Source organism: Pseudomonas fluorescens (genome assembly GCF_900636825.1).
In the GTDB taxonomy this organism is placed as follows: Bacteria; Pseudomonadota; Gammaproteobacteria; order Pseudomonadales; family Pseudomonadaceae; genus Aquipseudomonas; species Aquipseudomonas fluorescens_BG.
Window position 1 is genome coordinate 2,642,155 of record NZ_LR134318.1, and the last position, 13,957, is coordinate 2,656,111.

Genomic DNA, 13,957 nt, shown 5'->3' on the forward strand with positions numbered 1-13,957 from the left:
GCGCTCGGTGACACCGCTCAATAAGACGCCGGTCTCGCGCATCTCTCTGATTCCAAAAACATTTCAACCCGTTGCAGATTCCCGGCGAATCCTGTGGCACACTTTCTGCTGTCTATTCCGTAGTAACAAACCGTGTTCCGGTATAGCGGAATAAACAATCGTCTGGAGTGCTCGCCATGCATCGTCGTCCTTCGTTGTTCAACACGTGTGTTTTCATTCTTGCGGCTTCTTCCGCTGTCATGGCTACGGCCCAGGCGGCCGATAGCAAGCTCGACAGTGTCTTGGCCCGTGGCAAATTGATCGTGGGCACCGGTAGCACCAACGCGCCGTGGCATTTCCAGGGCGCGGACGGCAAGTTGCAGGGCTTTGATATCGACATCGCGAAGATTGTTGCCAAAGGTCTGTTCAATGACCCGAGCAAAGTCGAGTTCGTGGTGCAGTCGTCCGATGCGCGAATTCCCAACCTGCTGACCGACAAGGTCGACATGAGCTGCCAGTTCATCACCGTCACCGCGAGCCGCGCACAGCAAGTGGCGTTCACCTTGCCGTACTACCGCGAAGGTGTCGGTCTGCTGCTGCCGAACAACAGCAAGTACAACGAAATCGAAGACCTGCAAGCGGCGGGCGATGACGTTACCGTTGCCGTGCTGCAAAACGTCTATGCCGAAGAATTGGTGCATCAGGCGTTGCCCAAGGCCAAGGTCGACCAATACGACAGCGTCGACCTGATGTATCAAGCGGTGAATTCCGGCCGTGCCGACGCCGCCGCCACCGACCAGTCTTCGGTCAAATACCTGATGGTGCAGAACCCTGGCCGCTATCGCAGCCCGGCCTATGCCTGGAGCCCGCAAACCTACGCCTGCGCGGTCAAGCGCGGCGATCAGGACTGGCTGAACTTCGTCAACACCGCGCTGCATGAAGCCATGACCGGCGTCGAGTTCCCGACATACGCGGCATCCTTCAAGCAATGGTTCGGCGTTGATCTGCCGTCCCCAGCCATCGGTTTCCCCGTCGAATTCAAATGATCCCGTGAGAGTGGGGCGAGTCGAATCGCCCCGCTCAAGGTACTGCTGACCATGAACTATCAGTTGAACTTTGCCGCCGTGTGGCGCGATTTTGACACGTTGCTGGCGGGGCTTGGTCTGGGCTTGCAGTTGGCGCTGGTGTCGATCGCCATCGGCTGCGTGATCGGCCTGCTGATGGCGTTCGCCTTGCTGTCCAGGCATCGCGCCTTGCGGGTGCTGGCCTCGGTGTACGTCACGGTTGTGCGTAATACGCCGATCCTGGTGTTGATTCTGTTGATCTACTTTGCGCTGCCGAGTCTGGGTATTCGTCTGGACAAGATTCCTTCATTCATCATCACCCTGTCGCTGTACGCCGGGGCGTATCTGACCGAAGTGTTTCGCGGCGGGTTGTTGAGCATTCCAAAGGGGCAACGCGAAGCCGGGCTGGCGATCGGTCTCGGTGAATGGCAAGTGAAGGCTTACGTCACCGTGCCGGTGATGTTGCGCAACGTATTGCCAGCGTTGTCGAACAACTTCATTTCACTGTTCAAGGACACCTCGCTGGCTGCGGCGATTGCGGTGCCGGAGCTGACCTATTACGCGCGCAAGATCAATGTCGAGAGCTACCGGGTGATCGAAACCTGGCTGGTGACCACGGCGTTGTATGTCGCGGCCTGTTACCTCATCGCCATGTTGCTGCGTTACCTCGAGCAGCGTCTGGCGATCCGCCGATAGGAGGCTGCGATGTACGAATCTCCCAGTTGGTTGCATGAATTGTGGGTGGCCCGCGAGCCGTTATGGCAAGGCTTCTTGACCAGTGTGCAAGTGTCGGCGCTGGCGATTCTGCTGGGCACGATGCTCGGCGTGATCGCCGGGCTTGTGCTCACTTACGGCAAATTCTGGATGCGCGCACCGTTTCGCCTCTATGTCGACCTGATACGCGGCACACCGGTGTTTGTATTGGTGCTGGCCTGCTTCTACATGGCGCCGGCGCTCGGTTGGCAGATCAGCGCGTTCCAGGCCGGCGCGTTGGGGCTAACGCTGTTTTGCGGCTCGCACGTGGCCGAAATCGTTCGCGGGGCGTTGCAAGCCTTGCCGCGCGGGCAGATGGAGGCGGGCAAGGCGATCGGGCTGACGTTCTACCAATCCCTCGGCTATGTGCTGTTGCCCCAGGCGCTGCGGCAGATCCTGCCGACGTGGGTCAACTCGTCCACCGAAATCGTCAAGGCCTCGACCTTGCTCTCGGTGATCGGCGTCGCCGAGTTGCTGCTGAGCACCCAACAGGTCATCGCCCGGAATTTCATGACTCTGGAGTTCTATCTGTTCGCCGGTTTTCTGTTCTTCGTCATCAACTACGCCATCGAATTACTCGGCCGGCACATTGAAAAACGGGTGGCCTTGCCATGACTGACGCTCAACTTTCCAACATTCCAAACGGCCAGCCGCTGCTGGACATTCGTGGCCTGCATAAACAGTACGGCGCGGTCGAAGTGCTCAAGGGCGTCGACCTGAGCATGCAGCGCGGCAACGTGGTTACGCTGATCGGCTCCAGCGGTTCGGGCAAGACGACATTGCTGCGCTGCGTGAACATGCTCGAAGAGTTCCAGGGCGGACAAATCCTGCTCGATGGCGAATCGATCGGCTATGACGAGGTCAATGGCAAACGCGTCAGGCACGCGGAAAAACTGATCGCCCGGCATCGCGCGATGACCGGCATGGCGTTCCAGCAATTCAACCTGTTTCCGCACCTGACCGCGTTGCAAAACGTCACCCTTGGCTTGCTCAAGGTGAAGAAAATGGCCAAGGACGAAGCCGTGGCGCTGGCGGAAAAATGGCTTGAGCGCGTGGGCTTGCTTGAGCGGCGCAATCACTTTCCCGGCCAGTTGTCCGGCGGTCAGCAACAGCGTGTGGCGATTGCCCGGGCTATCGCGATGAACCCGAGCCTGATGCTGTTCGATGAGGTCACCTCGGCCCTCGATCCGGAGTTGGTCGGCGAGGTGCTCAACGTGATCAAAGGCCTGGCCGAAGACGGCATGACCATGTTGCTGGTGACCCACGAAATGCGTTTCGCGTTCGAGGTCTCGGACAAAATCGTTTTCATGAATCAGGGGCGGATCGAAGAGCAGGGGCCACCCAAGGACTTGTTCGAACGCCCGCAATCACCGCGTCTGGCTGAATTTCTCAAGAACACGCGGTTTTGAATCACTTTTGCAATCAGGAGAAACACCCATGAGCATTACGCGTTACGGCACCGGCAGCACCGCCGCCGGCGGTCAACCCCGTCCATTCGCCCGCGCCGTTGAGGCGGATGGCTGGCTGCACGTGTCCGGTCAGGTGCCGGCGGTGGATGGCGAGATCATCGCCGGCGGCATCGTCGAGCAGACGCACCAGACAATGAAGAACCTCATCGCGATTCTCGAAGAGGCCGGTTATGGTCTTGAAGACGTGGTCCGGGCCGGCGTCTGGCTGGACGATCCGCGCGACTTCAGCAGCTTCAACAAGGTGTTCGGCGAGTACTTCAAACCTGAACACGCACCGGCGCGCGCCTGTGTGCAGGCGAGCATGATGGTCGATTGCAAGGTCGAGATCGACTGCATCGCCTACAAGAAGAAGGCCTGAAACACGCGGCTCTTGTAGGAGCTGCCGAAGGCTGCGATCTTTTGGCATTTGATCGTTCCCACGCAGAGCGTGGGAACGATCGTTACAGAGCAGTTTGAGTGAGCACTGAAATGACCGAAGACACCATCAAACGCCGGGCACGCGGGCTGGACCGGGCGTTCGATATTCTCGATTTCCTCAAGGAAGTCGGCCAGCCGCTGCGCCCCAACGACATCGCCAACGGCATCGGCAGTCCGAAGTCCACGGTCTATGAACTGGTCGCATCGCTGCTTGAACGGCGGATTCTGGAGCCAGTGGGCAAGGACGGTCACGTCTATCTCGGCCGGCAGTTGTATTTCCTCGGCCAGGCGCACTTGCGTCATTTCGACCTCAGCCGCGAGGCCGATCACGCGCTGCAGGAGATCGTCAGCCAGACCCGTGAAACCGCGCAAATGTGCCTGCTCAACGGGCGCAAATACACCGTGGCGTTGATGAAGGAAGGCGAGCGGCATTTCCGCATTTCGTCCGACATCGGCGAAAACGCGCCGATCCCGTGGACGGCTTCCGGGCGCTTGCTACTGGCGCACTTGAGCGACGAACAGATCATCGATCTGATCGACGCAGACGACTACATCCTGCCCGATGGCGAGCGCTTGCCGCTGGAGCGTTTCCTGAGCGAGATCCGCCAGGCCGGCATCGATGGATTTTTCTCCTTCGACAGTGTCGCCGACACCTTCACCCATTGCTTCGCCGCACCGGTCAAAGACCGCAACGGCGTCGCCATCTGCACCCTCTGCATCGTCGCACCACGGGCCGATGCGAAGAACAATTACAACGACTATCGCCGGGTTCTGATCGAGAGCGCCAACAGCCTCGCCCGACGAATCAACGAATAAACGCGGCTGCCTGCGGCCGTGCATTTGAGGAGTTCGACCATGACCACTGCCAATCAATCTGCTGTGGAGAAGGGCAACGCCGCGATCGGCGCGCACCTGACCCGCGACGTCAGCCTGCCGGCGCTGGTGCTGCACCGTGAGGCGCTGGAGCACAACATTCGCTGGATGCAGAAATTTGTCAGCGACAGCGGCGCCGAACTCGCGCCCCACGGCAAAACCAGCATGACGCCGGCGCTTTTCAAACGTCAGCTCGACGCCGGCGCTTGGGGCATCACCCTTGCCAGCGCCACCCAGACCCGCGCCGCTTATGCCCACGGCGTGCGCCAAGTGCTGATGGCCAACCAATTGGTCGGCGTGCCGAACATGGCGCTGATTGCCGATCTGCTCAACGACCCGTCGTTCGACTTCTATTGCATGGTCGATCACCCGGACAACGTCGCCGACCTCGGCGCTTACTTCGCCTCGCGCGGAGTGACGCTCAACGTGATGATCGAGTACGGCGTGGTCGGTGGCCGCTGTGGTTGCCGCAGCGAGCAGGAAGTCATCGAACTGGCCAAGGCGATCAAGGCGCAGCCGGCGTTGGCCCTGACCGGCATCGAAGGTTACGAAGGGGTGATTCATGGCGATCATGCGGTCAGCGGCATTCGCGCCTTCGCCGCATCGCTGGTACGGCTCGCAGTGCAGTTGCAGGACAGCGGCGCATTTGCCATCGGGAAGCCGATCATCACCGCGTCGGGTTCGGCGTGGTACGACTTGATCGCCGAATCATTCGAAGCACAGAACGCCGCCGGGCGATTCCTCAGCGTGCTGCGTCCGGGCAGCTATGTCGCGCACGACCACGGCATCTATAAAGAAGCGCAGTGCTGCGTGCTCGACCGTCGCAGCGATCTGCACGAAGGTTTGCGGCCAGCGCTGGAAGTCTGGGCCCACGTGCAATCGCTGCCTGAGCCTGGATTCGCGGTGATTGCGCTGGGCAAACGTGACGTGGCTTACGACGCCGGGCTGCCGGTGCCTTTGTTGCGCTACAAGGCAGGCGTCGTGCCGGCGGTGGGCGATGACGTCGGTGCATGCAAGGTCACGGCGGTGATGGACCAGCATGCGTTCATGACCGTGGCGCCGGGGATTGAGTTGCGCGTTGGCGATATCATTTCGTTTGGTACATCGCATCCCTGCCTGACGTTCGACAAGTGGCGCGTGGGGTTGTTGGTGGATGAGCAGTTGGCGGTTATCGAAACCATGGAAACCTGTTTTTAAGGCTTGAGACCGCGTTGTGGTCAATCGCTGGCAAGCCAGCTCCCACAAGGTTTGAGGTCGATTACAAAATCTGTGACCGACTTGTAAACCGGTGGGAGTTGGCTTGCCAACGATGAGGCCAGACCAGCCACCAAAGAACCCCAGAGATGCCACCGATGAACACCCTCAGCCCCTTGGGCCCGAACACCCCGCGCATTGCGCTGATCGGCGAATGCATGATCGAGTTGCAACAGCGCGCCGACGGCAGCCTGCAACAAAGTTTCGGCGGCGACACGTTGAACACAGCGGTGTATCTGTCCCGCGCGATGGGCGACAAGGCGCAGATCGATTACGTCACGGCCTTGGGCGACGACAGCTTCAGCGACGCCATGTGCCAGATCTGGACCGACGAAGGCATTGGCCTCGACTTGGTGCAACGTCTACCCGGTCGTTTGCCTGGCCTCTACTGCATCCAGACCGACGCCAGTGGCGAGCGCCGTTTTCTCTACTGGCGCAACGAAGCGGCGGTTCGTGACTGTTTCACCACCCCTGCGGCCGAGCCGATTCTAGCGGCGTTGCCCGATTACGACGTGCTGTATTTCAGCGGCATAACCCTCGCCGTGCTGGGTATGCAAGGGCGCGCCAGACTCATTCAGACATTGGTCGAAGCCCGGCAGCGCGATGCGCGGATTGTCTTCGACAACAACTACCGCCCGCGTCTATGGGCTTCGGTGGAAGAGGCGCGAGCAGCGTATCGCAGCGTGTTGCCTTACGTTGATCTGGCGCTGCTGACCGTGGATGACGAACAGGCGCTGTTCGGTTTTGCCGATTGCCCCGAGGTGTTCGCGGCCTACACGCAATTCGGCACGCCGGAAGTGGTGCTCAAGCGCGGCGCTGAGGCGTGTCTGATTCGTTGTGATGATCAGTCGTTTGAGGTGCCGGCGCACAAGGTTGAAAACGTGGTCGATACCACGGCGGCAGGCGACTCGTTCAGTGCAGCGTATCTGGCCAGTCGTTTGCTCGGCGGCAGCCCGGTTGCAGCAGCCGAAGCGGGGCATCAACTGGCCAGTCGGGTTATCCAGGTACCGGGCGCCCTTATCCCCAAACTTTGAACCAATCCCTGTAGGAGCTGACGAGTGCAACGAGGCTGCGATCTTTTGATCTGTTTTTTCAAGAGCAACATCAAAAGATCGCAGCCTCGTTGCACTCGTCAGCTCCTACACAGCTCCTACACAAAAGATCAATCGCGGTAGAAGACTTGCACCAGGTGATAACCGAATTTGCTCTTGATCGGCCCATGCACCGTGCGCAGCGGTTTCTTGAAAATCACCGCATCAATTGCGCCGACCATCTGCCCCGGCCGTACCTCGCCCAGATCGCCGCCGCGCTTGCCTGAAGGGCAGGTCGAAAACTTTTTCGCCAGCACATCGAACGCTTCGCCCTTGGCAATGCGTTGCTTGAGTTGTTCGGCCTCTTCGGCAGTTTTCACCAGAATGTGGCGGGCTTGGGCTTTCATCGTGCGATACCTGATAACGGGGCTGACGGCGTGGCGCGCGATTATGCCTCAAGTCGCGCGGTGATTGATCATCGTGCGGATCTTGTTGGCCAGCAAATCCAGGGCAAAAGGTTTGGCCACCATGTCCATGCCTTCCTCGAGAAAACCCTGGCGCTCGGCGGCGATCTGCGCATAGCCGGTCATGAACAGCACTTTCAATGCCGGACGATGCTGGCGAGCGATTTCCGCCAGTTGCCGACCGTTGGTGCCCGGCAAACCAACGTCAGTGACCAGCAGGTCCACGCGCATGTCCGACTCCAGCAGCGCCAGCGCGGCCGTCGCGTCGACCGCCTCGAAAGCGCGATAACCCAGTTCCTTGAGCAGATTGAGCACGAGCATGCGCACGGCCGGATCATCTTCCACGACCACCACGGTTTCGCCGGGGGTAGCGGCGGGCGACTCGCCGACAGCTTCTTCTGGCGCCTGCTCCGGCGCTTGCAAATGCAAACGCGGCAAATAAAGCCTGACGCAAGTGCCTTGATCCGGCCGGCTGTCGAGGCTCACATGGCCACCCGATTGCTGGGCGAAACCGTAGATCATCGACAACCCCAGCCCGGTGCCCTGGCCGATCGGTTTGGTGGTAAAGAACGGATCGAACGCCTTGGCCAGCACCGACGGGGTCATGCCGGTGCCGTTGTCGCTGACCGCAAGCATCAGATAATCGCCAGCCTTGACCGGCTCGAGGGTGGTGATGTCGCTGCCATCGAGGTACACGTTGGCGGTCTCGATCAGCAGCTCGCCACCGTTGGGCATGGCGTCCCGCGCATTGATCACCAGATTGAGCAGGGCATTCTCCAGCTGACTGACATCGGTGCTCACTGCCCAGGCATCGTCGGTCAGATGAAGCTTGAGTTCGATCGGATCGCCCTTGGTGCGCCGGATCAGGTCTTCCAGCGAATGAATCAGCTCGTTGACGTCCAGCCGCTTGCGATCGAGTGACTGGCGCCGCGAGAACGCCAACAGACGATGGGTCAGGGCGGCCGCGCGATTCGCCGACGATACGGCGGCCTCGGTAAACCGTCCGATTTCATTGGCGCGACCGGCGGCAATGTAACGTTGCATCAGGTCGAGGCTGCCGATGATCCCGGTGAGCATGTTGTTGAAATCATGCGCGATGCCGCCGGTGAGCTGGCCGACCGCTTCCATTTTTTGTGCGTGACGCAGCGCATCTTCGGCGCGCTCGCGTTCAAACATTTCGTTTTGCAGGCGCTGGTTGGCTTGCGCCAGTTGTTCGGTGCGAGCGCTGACGCGTTCTTCGAGGGTTTCGTTGAGGTTGCGCAAAGCTTCTTCGGTTTTCTTGCGCTCGGTTTCGTCGATGACAAAAATGTAGAAGCCATTTACCGCGCCGTCTGCGCCGTGGCGCGGCAAGTAGTTCATCAGCGCATGACGGTTGCTGCCGTCGTGGTGCGCGGTGTAGAGGCTGAACGAGCACGATCTGCCGGCGAGTGCTTCAGCGATGTACGGGGCTCGCAGAAAATACGCCTCTTCGCCGATGACCTCGCGAATGGTGCGGCCATAAAGTTCTTGCGGGGTAAGCCCGTACCAGTCCAGATAAGCGGCATTGTTCAGGCGGAAGCGCTCTTCGTGATCGACATAGCTGATCAGAATCGGCATGGCGTTGATGATCAACTGCAGCTCGGTCTGGCTCTGGCGCAGGGCCTGTTCCGTATGTTTACGCTCGGTCAGGTCCAGCGCCGCGCCGAGAAAACGCACGGGCCGGCCGTGATGATCCTTGTAGCAACGGCCGCGGGCGAACACCCAGCGCAACTCGCCGTCAGGTTGCAGCAGACGATATTCCTCAGCGTATTCCGTGCCATGGGTGATGCAGTGCTTGATGCTGCGCGCAACCATCGCGCGGTCTTCAGGGTGAACGCCCTGCAGGTAATCGGTGATGGGCAATTGGCCTGCCCCAGCGGGATCGACACCGTGCAGCTGGGCGAAATGCGCATCGGCAATGAAACGGTCCTCGCCGATATCCCAATCCCAGGTACCCACTGCGTCAGTTGCAGCCAGTGCCAGTTGCAGGCGCTCTTCGGTTTCGCGTTGGGCCTTGAGGCTCTGTTCAGACCGCTGCTGCAATTCCAGAGCAATGCGCCGCCGCTCGTTGGTCTGGATGGCGGTGACCAGAATACCGGCCACCTGTGCGGTTTCGTCGCGGATCGGGCTGTAGGTCAAATCCAGCCAGAAGTCGGATTCTTTCCCCTCGTGTCGCAAGGTAAAGCGCCGTTCGCTGTAGGTGCGCACCTGGCCTTGTAGGACCGCGCTGTAAATAGGGTCCGTAAAGTCGCGAAGTTCCGGCCATATCTGGTGCGCGGGTTGTCCGAAAGCGTGCGGATGCTTGCCGCCAGCGAGCATGGCAAAGCCGTTGTTGTAGATCTGCGTCAGTTCCGGGCCCCACAACAACAGCATCGGCATCGGTGAGTGAATAACGATGTCCACCGCCGTGCGCAGGCTCTGCGGCCAGGTTCCGGGATCTCCGAGCGGACTGTTGCGCCAGTCGGTTCTGGCGATCAGGGCCTGAGCGTCATCATGGGTGGGTAAAGCATTCATCACGTCTATCCTGAGCAGCGTTCGGTGAGGCGGCGTCTACTATTCTTGAGAACGGTAGACGCTCAATGTATCGCTGCGACACCGCAGCGGACACGTCTGAATATTTGAAAGCTTCGCGGGTGCTTTTTGCCATGGAAATCGATGCGCTGTTAACACGCCTGGCCAGTCAACATGGCTCGGACCTGTATCTGTCGACCGGAGCGCCGCCGAGTGCGCGCTTCGAAGGGGTGCTGACACCCTTGAGTGAACAACCCTTCAAGCCCGGCGAGATTGCAGCCATCGCCCATTCTCTGATGGACGCCGAACAACGCCAGACGTTCGATCGCGATCTGGAAATGAATCTGGCGATCTCACGCACCGGCATCGGACGTTTTCGGGTCAATGTGTTTAAACAGCGTAATGACGTGTCAATCGTCATCCGCAACGTCAAACTCGACATCCCGCGCTTCGAAGATCTCAAGCTGCCAGCGATCCTGCTTGAAACCGTGATGCTCAAGCAAGGGTTGATCCTGTTCGTCGGCGCCACCGGTTCCGGCAAGTCCACCTCGCTGGCAGCGCTGATCGATCACCGAAACCGCCACAGCGGCGGGCATATCATTACCATTGAAGATCCGATCGAATACATCCACCGCCATCGGCGCTCGATCATCAATCAGCGTGAGGTCGGTGTCGACACGCGTAGTTTCCACGCAGCGTTGAAAAATACATTGCGCCAGGCCCCGGACGTGGTGCTGATCGGGGAAATCCGCGACCGTGAAACCATGGAACACGCGTTGTCCTTTGCCGAAACCGGACATCTGGTGTTGTCGACCTTGCACGCCAACAATGCCAACCAGGCTCTGGAGCGGATCATCAATATGTTTGCCGAAGAGCGCCGACCGCAGCTGTTGCTTGCGCTGGGTAACCACCTCAAAGGCTTTGTTTCACAGCGCCTGGTGCGCACGCTTGACGGTAAACGGCGCGCCGCCGTCGAGGTGATGCTTGGCACGCCGACGATCGGCGATCTGATACGGCGCAACGAGTTGGGCGAGCTCAAGGGCATCATGGAAAAGTCCGCGGAGCTCGGCATGCAGACCTTCGATACGGCGCTGCACAAGTTGGTGGTGGAAGGCGCGATCAGTGAAGAAGAAGCGCTCAGGCACGCCGACTCGGTGAACAATTTGCGCCTGCGTTTAAAACTGCACGCGGACACGACGCCAGTGCCGCCCACCTCGAACGAGTGGGGCTTGATGGATTAGGCGACATCAGTCCTTGAGTTCGTCGCGATCACGAAACTGCTCCAGCGCTTCGGGATTGGCCAGCGCATCGGTGTTCTTCACGGTGTCGCCGTGCACGACATTGCGCACGGCGAGTTCAACGATTTTGCCGCTGATGGTCCGTGGAATGTCCGTCACCGCGAGAATTTTCGCCGGCACATGCCGTGGCGTCGTGTTGGCGCGAATCATTTGGCGGATTTGCTGCTGCAAGGTTTCATCCAGTTCCACGCCATCCGCCAGACGCACAAACAACACCACGCGCACGTCGTCCTGCCATTGTTGACCGATGGCGACGCTGTCGAGCACTTGCGCCATTTTTTCTACCTGACGGTAGATCTCGGCGGTGCCGATGCGCACACCGCCGGGGTTGAGCACGGCATCCGAGCGGCCATGAATCATCATCGCGCCATGAGGCAGCTGCTCGGCGTAATCGCCCTGCGCCCAGACTCCGGGAAACAGGCTGAAATAGGATTGCCGCAGCTTGCTGCCGTCGGCGTCATTCCACAGGCCGATCGGCATCGCCGGGAAATGTCGCGTGCAGACCAGCTCACCTTTCTCGCCGATCACCGGCGCGCCGGCATCGTTCCAGACTTCGACGGCCATGCCCAGGCTCTTGCCCATCATTTCACCGCGGCGCACCGGTAACAGCGGATTGCCGTTGACGAAGCACGAGACGATATCGGTGCCGCCGGACATCGAAGCCAGGCACACGTCAGGTTTAACGTCGCGATAAACGAAATCGTAACTTTGCGGCGACAATGCCGAACCGGTGCAGAGTAGCGTTTTCAGGCTGGCCAGATCGTGGCTTTCGCGGGGTATGACGTTGCTGCTTTCCAGGGTCGCGAGAAATTTGGGGCTGGTCCCGAAGACGCTGATGCGTTCGTCGTCGATCAAGTCGAGCAATCGCTGGTTGTCCGGGTAGAACGGCGAGCCGTCGTAGAGGACCACGGCGCTGCCGACCGCAAGCGCCGACACCAGCCAGTTCCACATCATCCAGCCGCAAGTCGTGTAATAGAACAAGCGGTCGCCGGGGCCAAGGTCGCAATGCAGGCCGTGTTCCTTGACGTGTTGCAGGAGCACGCCACCGGTGCTGTGGACGATGCACTTCGGTACGCCGGTAGTGCCGCTGGAATACAACACGTACAGCGGATGATCGAATGGCACCGCGACGAAATCCGGTTCGCCACCAGGCTGATAAAAATCCGGCCACAAAGTCACTTCAGCGCGAGTGCGGTAGTCCGTCGGCCGGGCATGCGGGTGGGCGTAAGGCACGATGATCAACTGCTTCAGGCTGGGCAGTTGCTCTAGGATTTCGTTGAGTTTGGTGGTCTGGTCGATGTCTTTACCGGCATAACGGTAACCGGCGCAGGTAATCAGCACCTTCGGTTCGATCTGGCCGAAGCGATCGATCACGCCGTGGGTGCCGAAGTCCGGCGACGAACAGGACCAGATTGCCCCAAGGCTGGTGGTCGCCAGCATCGCCACCAGCGTTTGCCAGGTATTCGTCATGCACGCTGCGACGCGATCACCGACGCTCACGCCGGCAGCCCGCAAGCTGGCCTGGAATCCGGCGACATTCTCGGCCAGTTCGGCCCACGTCAGTTGCTCGCGCTGACCGTTTTCAGCCACGGCGATCACGGCCACTGCATCGTCGCGACGGCGCAGCAGATGTTCGGCGAAGTTCAGGGTTGCGCCGGGAAACCATTCAGCGCTGGGCATCTGCTTGCCCTCACGCAGCACCGCGTCGGGCTGGCTGTGGAAACGAATGTCAAACTGATCGACGATGTCCTGCCAGAACGCTGCGCGGTGATCAATGCTCCATTGGTGCAGGGCAGGGTAGTCGTCGAGTTTCAACCCATGACGCTGATTGACCGAGCGCCGGAAAATGTCCATGCGCGATCGGGCGATACGGTGGGCGTCGGGTTGCCAAAGGATGTCGGACATGGGTTGCCTCTTTTTTTTGTACCGGGGTCGAGCAAACATTTGTTGGATCGAGCCTGCTCGCGAAGACGTTGGCACATCCAACCATTGCACTGGATCATCCACCGCTTTCGCGAGCAGGCTCGCTCCTACGGAGAGATCGCAGCTTTATTGTGCGAGCCAGCCGCCATCGATATTCCATGCGGCGCCGCGCACCTGGCTACCCGCCTCGCTGCACAGAAACAACACCAATTCACCCAAATGTTGCGGCGTGACGAACTCCAGCGACGGTTGTTTCTCGGCAAGCAAATCATGCTGCGCCTGTTGCGAGTCGACACCATTCGCCGCGCGGTCATCGATCTGCTTTTGCACCAGCGGCGTCAACACCCAGCCTGGGCAGATCGCGTTACAGGTGATCGGGCTGGTCGCGGTTTCCAGGCCGACCACTTTGGTCAAGCCGATCACCCCGTGTTTCGCCGCCACATACGCGGCTTTGCCGGTCGAACCGACCTGGCCATGCACCGAGGCAATGTTAATGATCCGTCCCCAATTCTTGCGACGCATGCCCGGCAGGCTCAAGCGCGTGCTGTGAAACACCGACGACAGATTGATTGCGATGATCGAATCCCAGCGCTCGACCGGAAACTCTTCGACCGCCGCCACATGTTGAATGCCTGCATTGTTGACCAGGATGTCCACGCCGCCGAACTCGCGTTCGGCGTAGTCGATCATGTCGGCGATCTGCGCCGGATCGCTGACGTCGGCCGGATGATGGCCGACCTTGCCACCAAACTGGCCAACCTCGGCAATGACGTGGGCAGCATCGCCAAAGCCGTTAAGGATCAGGTTGGCGCCAGCCTTGGCCAGACTCAGTGCGATACCGAGACCGATGCCGCTGGTGGAGCCGGTAACCAGTGCGGTCTTGCCGGAGAGAGTGGTCATGAA

At 60.0% G+C, this 13,957-nt stretch carries 13 protein-coding genes; 9 read left to right on the plus strand and 4 right to left on the minus strand.

Features of this window, described 5'->3' with window-relative positions; all coding sequences use genetic code 11:
* Positions 1-176: 176 nt before the first annotated feature.
* The 8 genes from EL257_RS11920 to EL257_RS11955 all read left to right on the plus strand — a co-directional run bounded on the left by EL257_RS11920 (position 177) and on the right by EL257_RS11955 (position 6,843).
* On the plus strand, positions 177-1,025 hold the full coding sequence (locus EL257_RS11920) for a transporter substrate-binding domain-containing protein (RefSeq protein ID WP_126362774.1): 849 nt from the start codon (positions 177-179) through the stop codon (positions 1,023-1,025).
* Between the two features lie 51 nt (positions 1,026-1,076).
* Positions 1,077-1,739 (plus strand): amino acid ABC transporter permease, encoded by a 663-nt coding sequence (locus EL257_RS11925; protein WP_126362776.1) that lies wholly within the window; start codon positions 1,077-1,079, stop codon positions 1,737-1,739.
* A 9-nt stretch (positions 1,740-1,748) separates the two neighbouring features.
* Positions 1,749-2,411 carry an amino acid ABC transporter permease gene (locus tag EL257_RS11930; protein WP_126362778.1) on the plus strand — a complete coding sequence of 221 codons (663 nt, stop codon included), beginning with the start codon at positions 1,749-1,751 and terminating at the stop codon, positions 2,409-2,411.
* A complete protein-coding gene (locus EL257_RS11935) occupies positions 2,408-3,205 on the plus strand; it encodes an amino acid ABC transporter ATP-binding protein (RefSeq protein WP_126362780.1) in 798 nt (265 codons plus the stop codon). The genes EL257_RS11930 and EL257_RS11935 overlap by 4 nt, the downstream gene beginning before the upstream one ends.
* A 28-nt stretch (positions 3,206-3,233) precedes the next feature.
* A complete protein-coding gene (locus EL257_RS11940; RefSeq protein WP_126362782.1) occupies positions 3,234-3,623 on the plus strand; it encodes a RidA family protein in 390 nt (129 codons plus the stop codon).
* 110 nt (positions 3,624-3,733) lie between these two features.
* Positions 3,734-4,498, plus strand: coding sequence for an IclR family transcriptional regulator (locus tag EL257_RS11945; RefSeq protein WP_126362785.1), 765 nt, complete (start codon positions 3,734-3,736; stop codon positions 4,496-4,498).
* Positions 4,499-4,537: 39 nt separating this feature from the next.
* Complete coding sequence (locus tag EL257_RS11950; protein ID WP_126362787.1) at positions 4,538-5,752, plus strand: amino acid deaminase; 1,215 nt, start codon at positions 4,538-4,540, stop codon at positions 5,750-5,752.
* Positions 5,753-5,907: 155 nt separating this feature from the next.
* On the plus strand, positions 5,908-6,843 hold the full coding sequence (locus EL257_RS11955; RefSeq protein WP_126362789.1) for a sugar kinase: 936 nt from the start codon (positions 5,908-5,910) through the stop codon (positions 6,841-6,843).
* Between the two features lie 128 nt (positions 6,844-6,971).
* On the opposite strand, the gene EL257_RS11960 is transcribed toward EL257_RS11955, so the two are convergent.
* Positions 6,972-7,247: a peptidylprolyl isomerase gene (locus EL257_RS11960; RefSeq protein WP_007912322.1), complete on the minus strand. Its 276-nt coding sequence runs from the start codon at positions 7,245-7,247 to the stop codon at positions 6,972-6,974.
* A 48-nt stretch (positions 7,248-7,295) separates the two neighbouring features.
* A complete protein-coding gene (locus EL257_RS11965) occupies positions 7,296-9,836 on the minus strand; it encodes a PAS domain S-box protein (protein ID WP_126362791.1) in 2,541 nt (846 codons plus the stop codon).
* 131 nt (positions 9,837-9,967) lie between these two features.
* Between EL257_RS11965 and EL257_RS11970 the strand changes: the two genes are divergently transcribed.
* Positions 9,968-11,074: a PilT/PilU family type 4a pilus ATPase gene (locus tag EL257_RS11970; RefSeq protein ID WP_126362793.1), complete on the plus strand. Its 1,107-nt coding sequence runs from the start codon at positions 9,968-9,970 to the stop codon at positions 11,072-11,074.
* Between the two features lie 6 nt (positions 11,075-11,080).
* On the opposite strand, the gene EL257_RS11975 is transcribed toward EL257_RS11970, so the two are convergent.
* Positions 11,081-13,036, minus strand: coding sequence for an acetoacetate--CoA ligase (locus tag EL257_RS11975; protein ID WP_126362795.1), 1,956 nt, complete (start codon positions 13,034-13,036; stop codon positions 11,081-11,083).
* Between the two features lie 144 nt (positions 13,037-13,180).
* On the minus strand, positions 13,181-13,954 hold the full coding sequence (gene hbdH, locus EL257_RS11980; protein WP_126362797.1) for a 3-hydroxybutyrate dehydrogenase: 774 nt from the start codon (positions 13,952-13,954) through the stop codon (positions 13,181-13,183).
* Positions 13,955-13,957 lie beyond the last annotated feature (3 nt).

Bases quoted from the DNA above. Each gene is read 5' to 3' on its own strand.
- EL257_RS11965 (WP_126362791.1), bottom strand. From the start codon at position 9,836: ATGAATGCTTTACCCACCCATGATGACGCTCAGGCCCTGATCGCCAGA.
- EL257_RS11960 (WP_007912322.1), bottom strand. From the start codon at position 7,247: ATGAAAGCCCAAGCCCGCCACATTCTGGTGAAAACTGCCGAAGAGGCC.
- EL257_RS11945 (WP_126362785.1), top strand. From the start codon at position 3,734: ATGACCGAAGACACCATCAAACGCCGGGCACGCGGGCTGGACCGGGCG.
- EL257_RS11975 (WP_126362795.1), bottom strand. From the start codon at position 13,036: ATGTCCGACATCCTTTGGCAACCCGACGCCCACCGTATCGCCCGATCG.
- EL257_RS11955 (WP_126362789.1), top strand. From the start codon at position 5,908: ATGAACACCCTCAGCCCCTTGGGCCCGAACACCCCGCGCATTGCGCTG.
- EL257_RS11925 (WP_126362776.1), top strand. From the start codon at position 1,077: ATGAACTATCAGTTGAACTTTGCCGCCGTGTGGCGCGATTTTGACACG.
- EL257_RS11940 (WP_126362782.1), top strand. From the start codon at position 3,234: ATGAGCATTACGCGTTACGGCACCGGCAGCACCGCCGCCGGCGGTCAA.
- EL257_RS11950 (WP_126362787.1), top strand. From the start codon at position 4,538: ATGACCACTGCCAATCAATCTGCTGTGGAGAAGGGCAACGCCGCGATC.
- EL257_RS11970 (WP_126362793.1), top strand. From the start codon at position 9,968: ATGGAAATCGATGCGCTGTTAACACGCCTGGCCAGTCAACATGGCTCG.
- EL257_RS11920 (WP_126362774.1), top strand. From the start codon at position 177: ATGCATCGTCGTCCTTCGTTGTTCAACACGTGTGTTTTCATTCTTGCG.
- EL257_RS11935 (WP_126362780.1), top strand. From the start codon at position 2,408: ATGACTGACGCTCAACTTTCCAACATTCCAAACGGCCAGCCGCTGCTG.
- hbdH (WP_126362797.1), bottom strand. From the start codon at position 13,954: ATGACCACTCTCTCCGGCAAGACCGCACTGGTTACCGGCTCCACCAGC.
- EL257_RS11930 (WP_126362778.1), top strand. From the start codon at position 1,749: ATGTACGAATCTCCCAGTTGGTTGCATGAATTGTGGGTGGCCCGCGAG.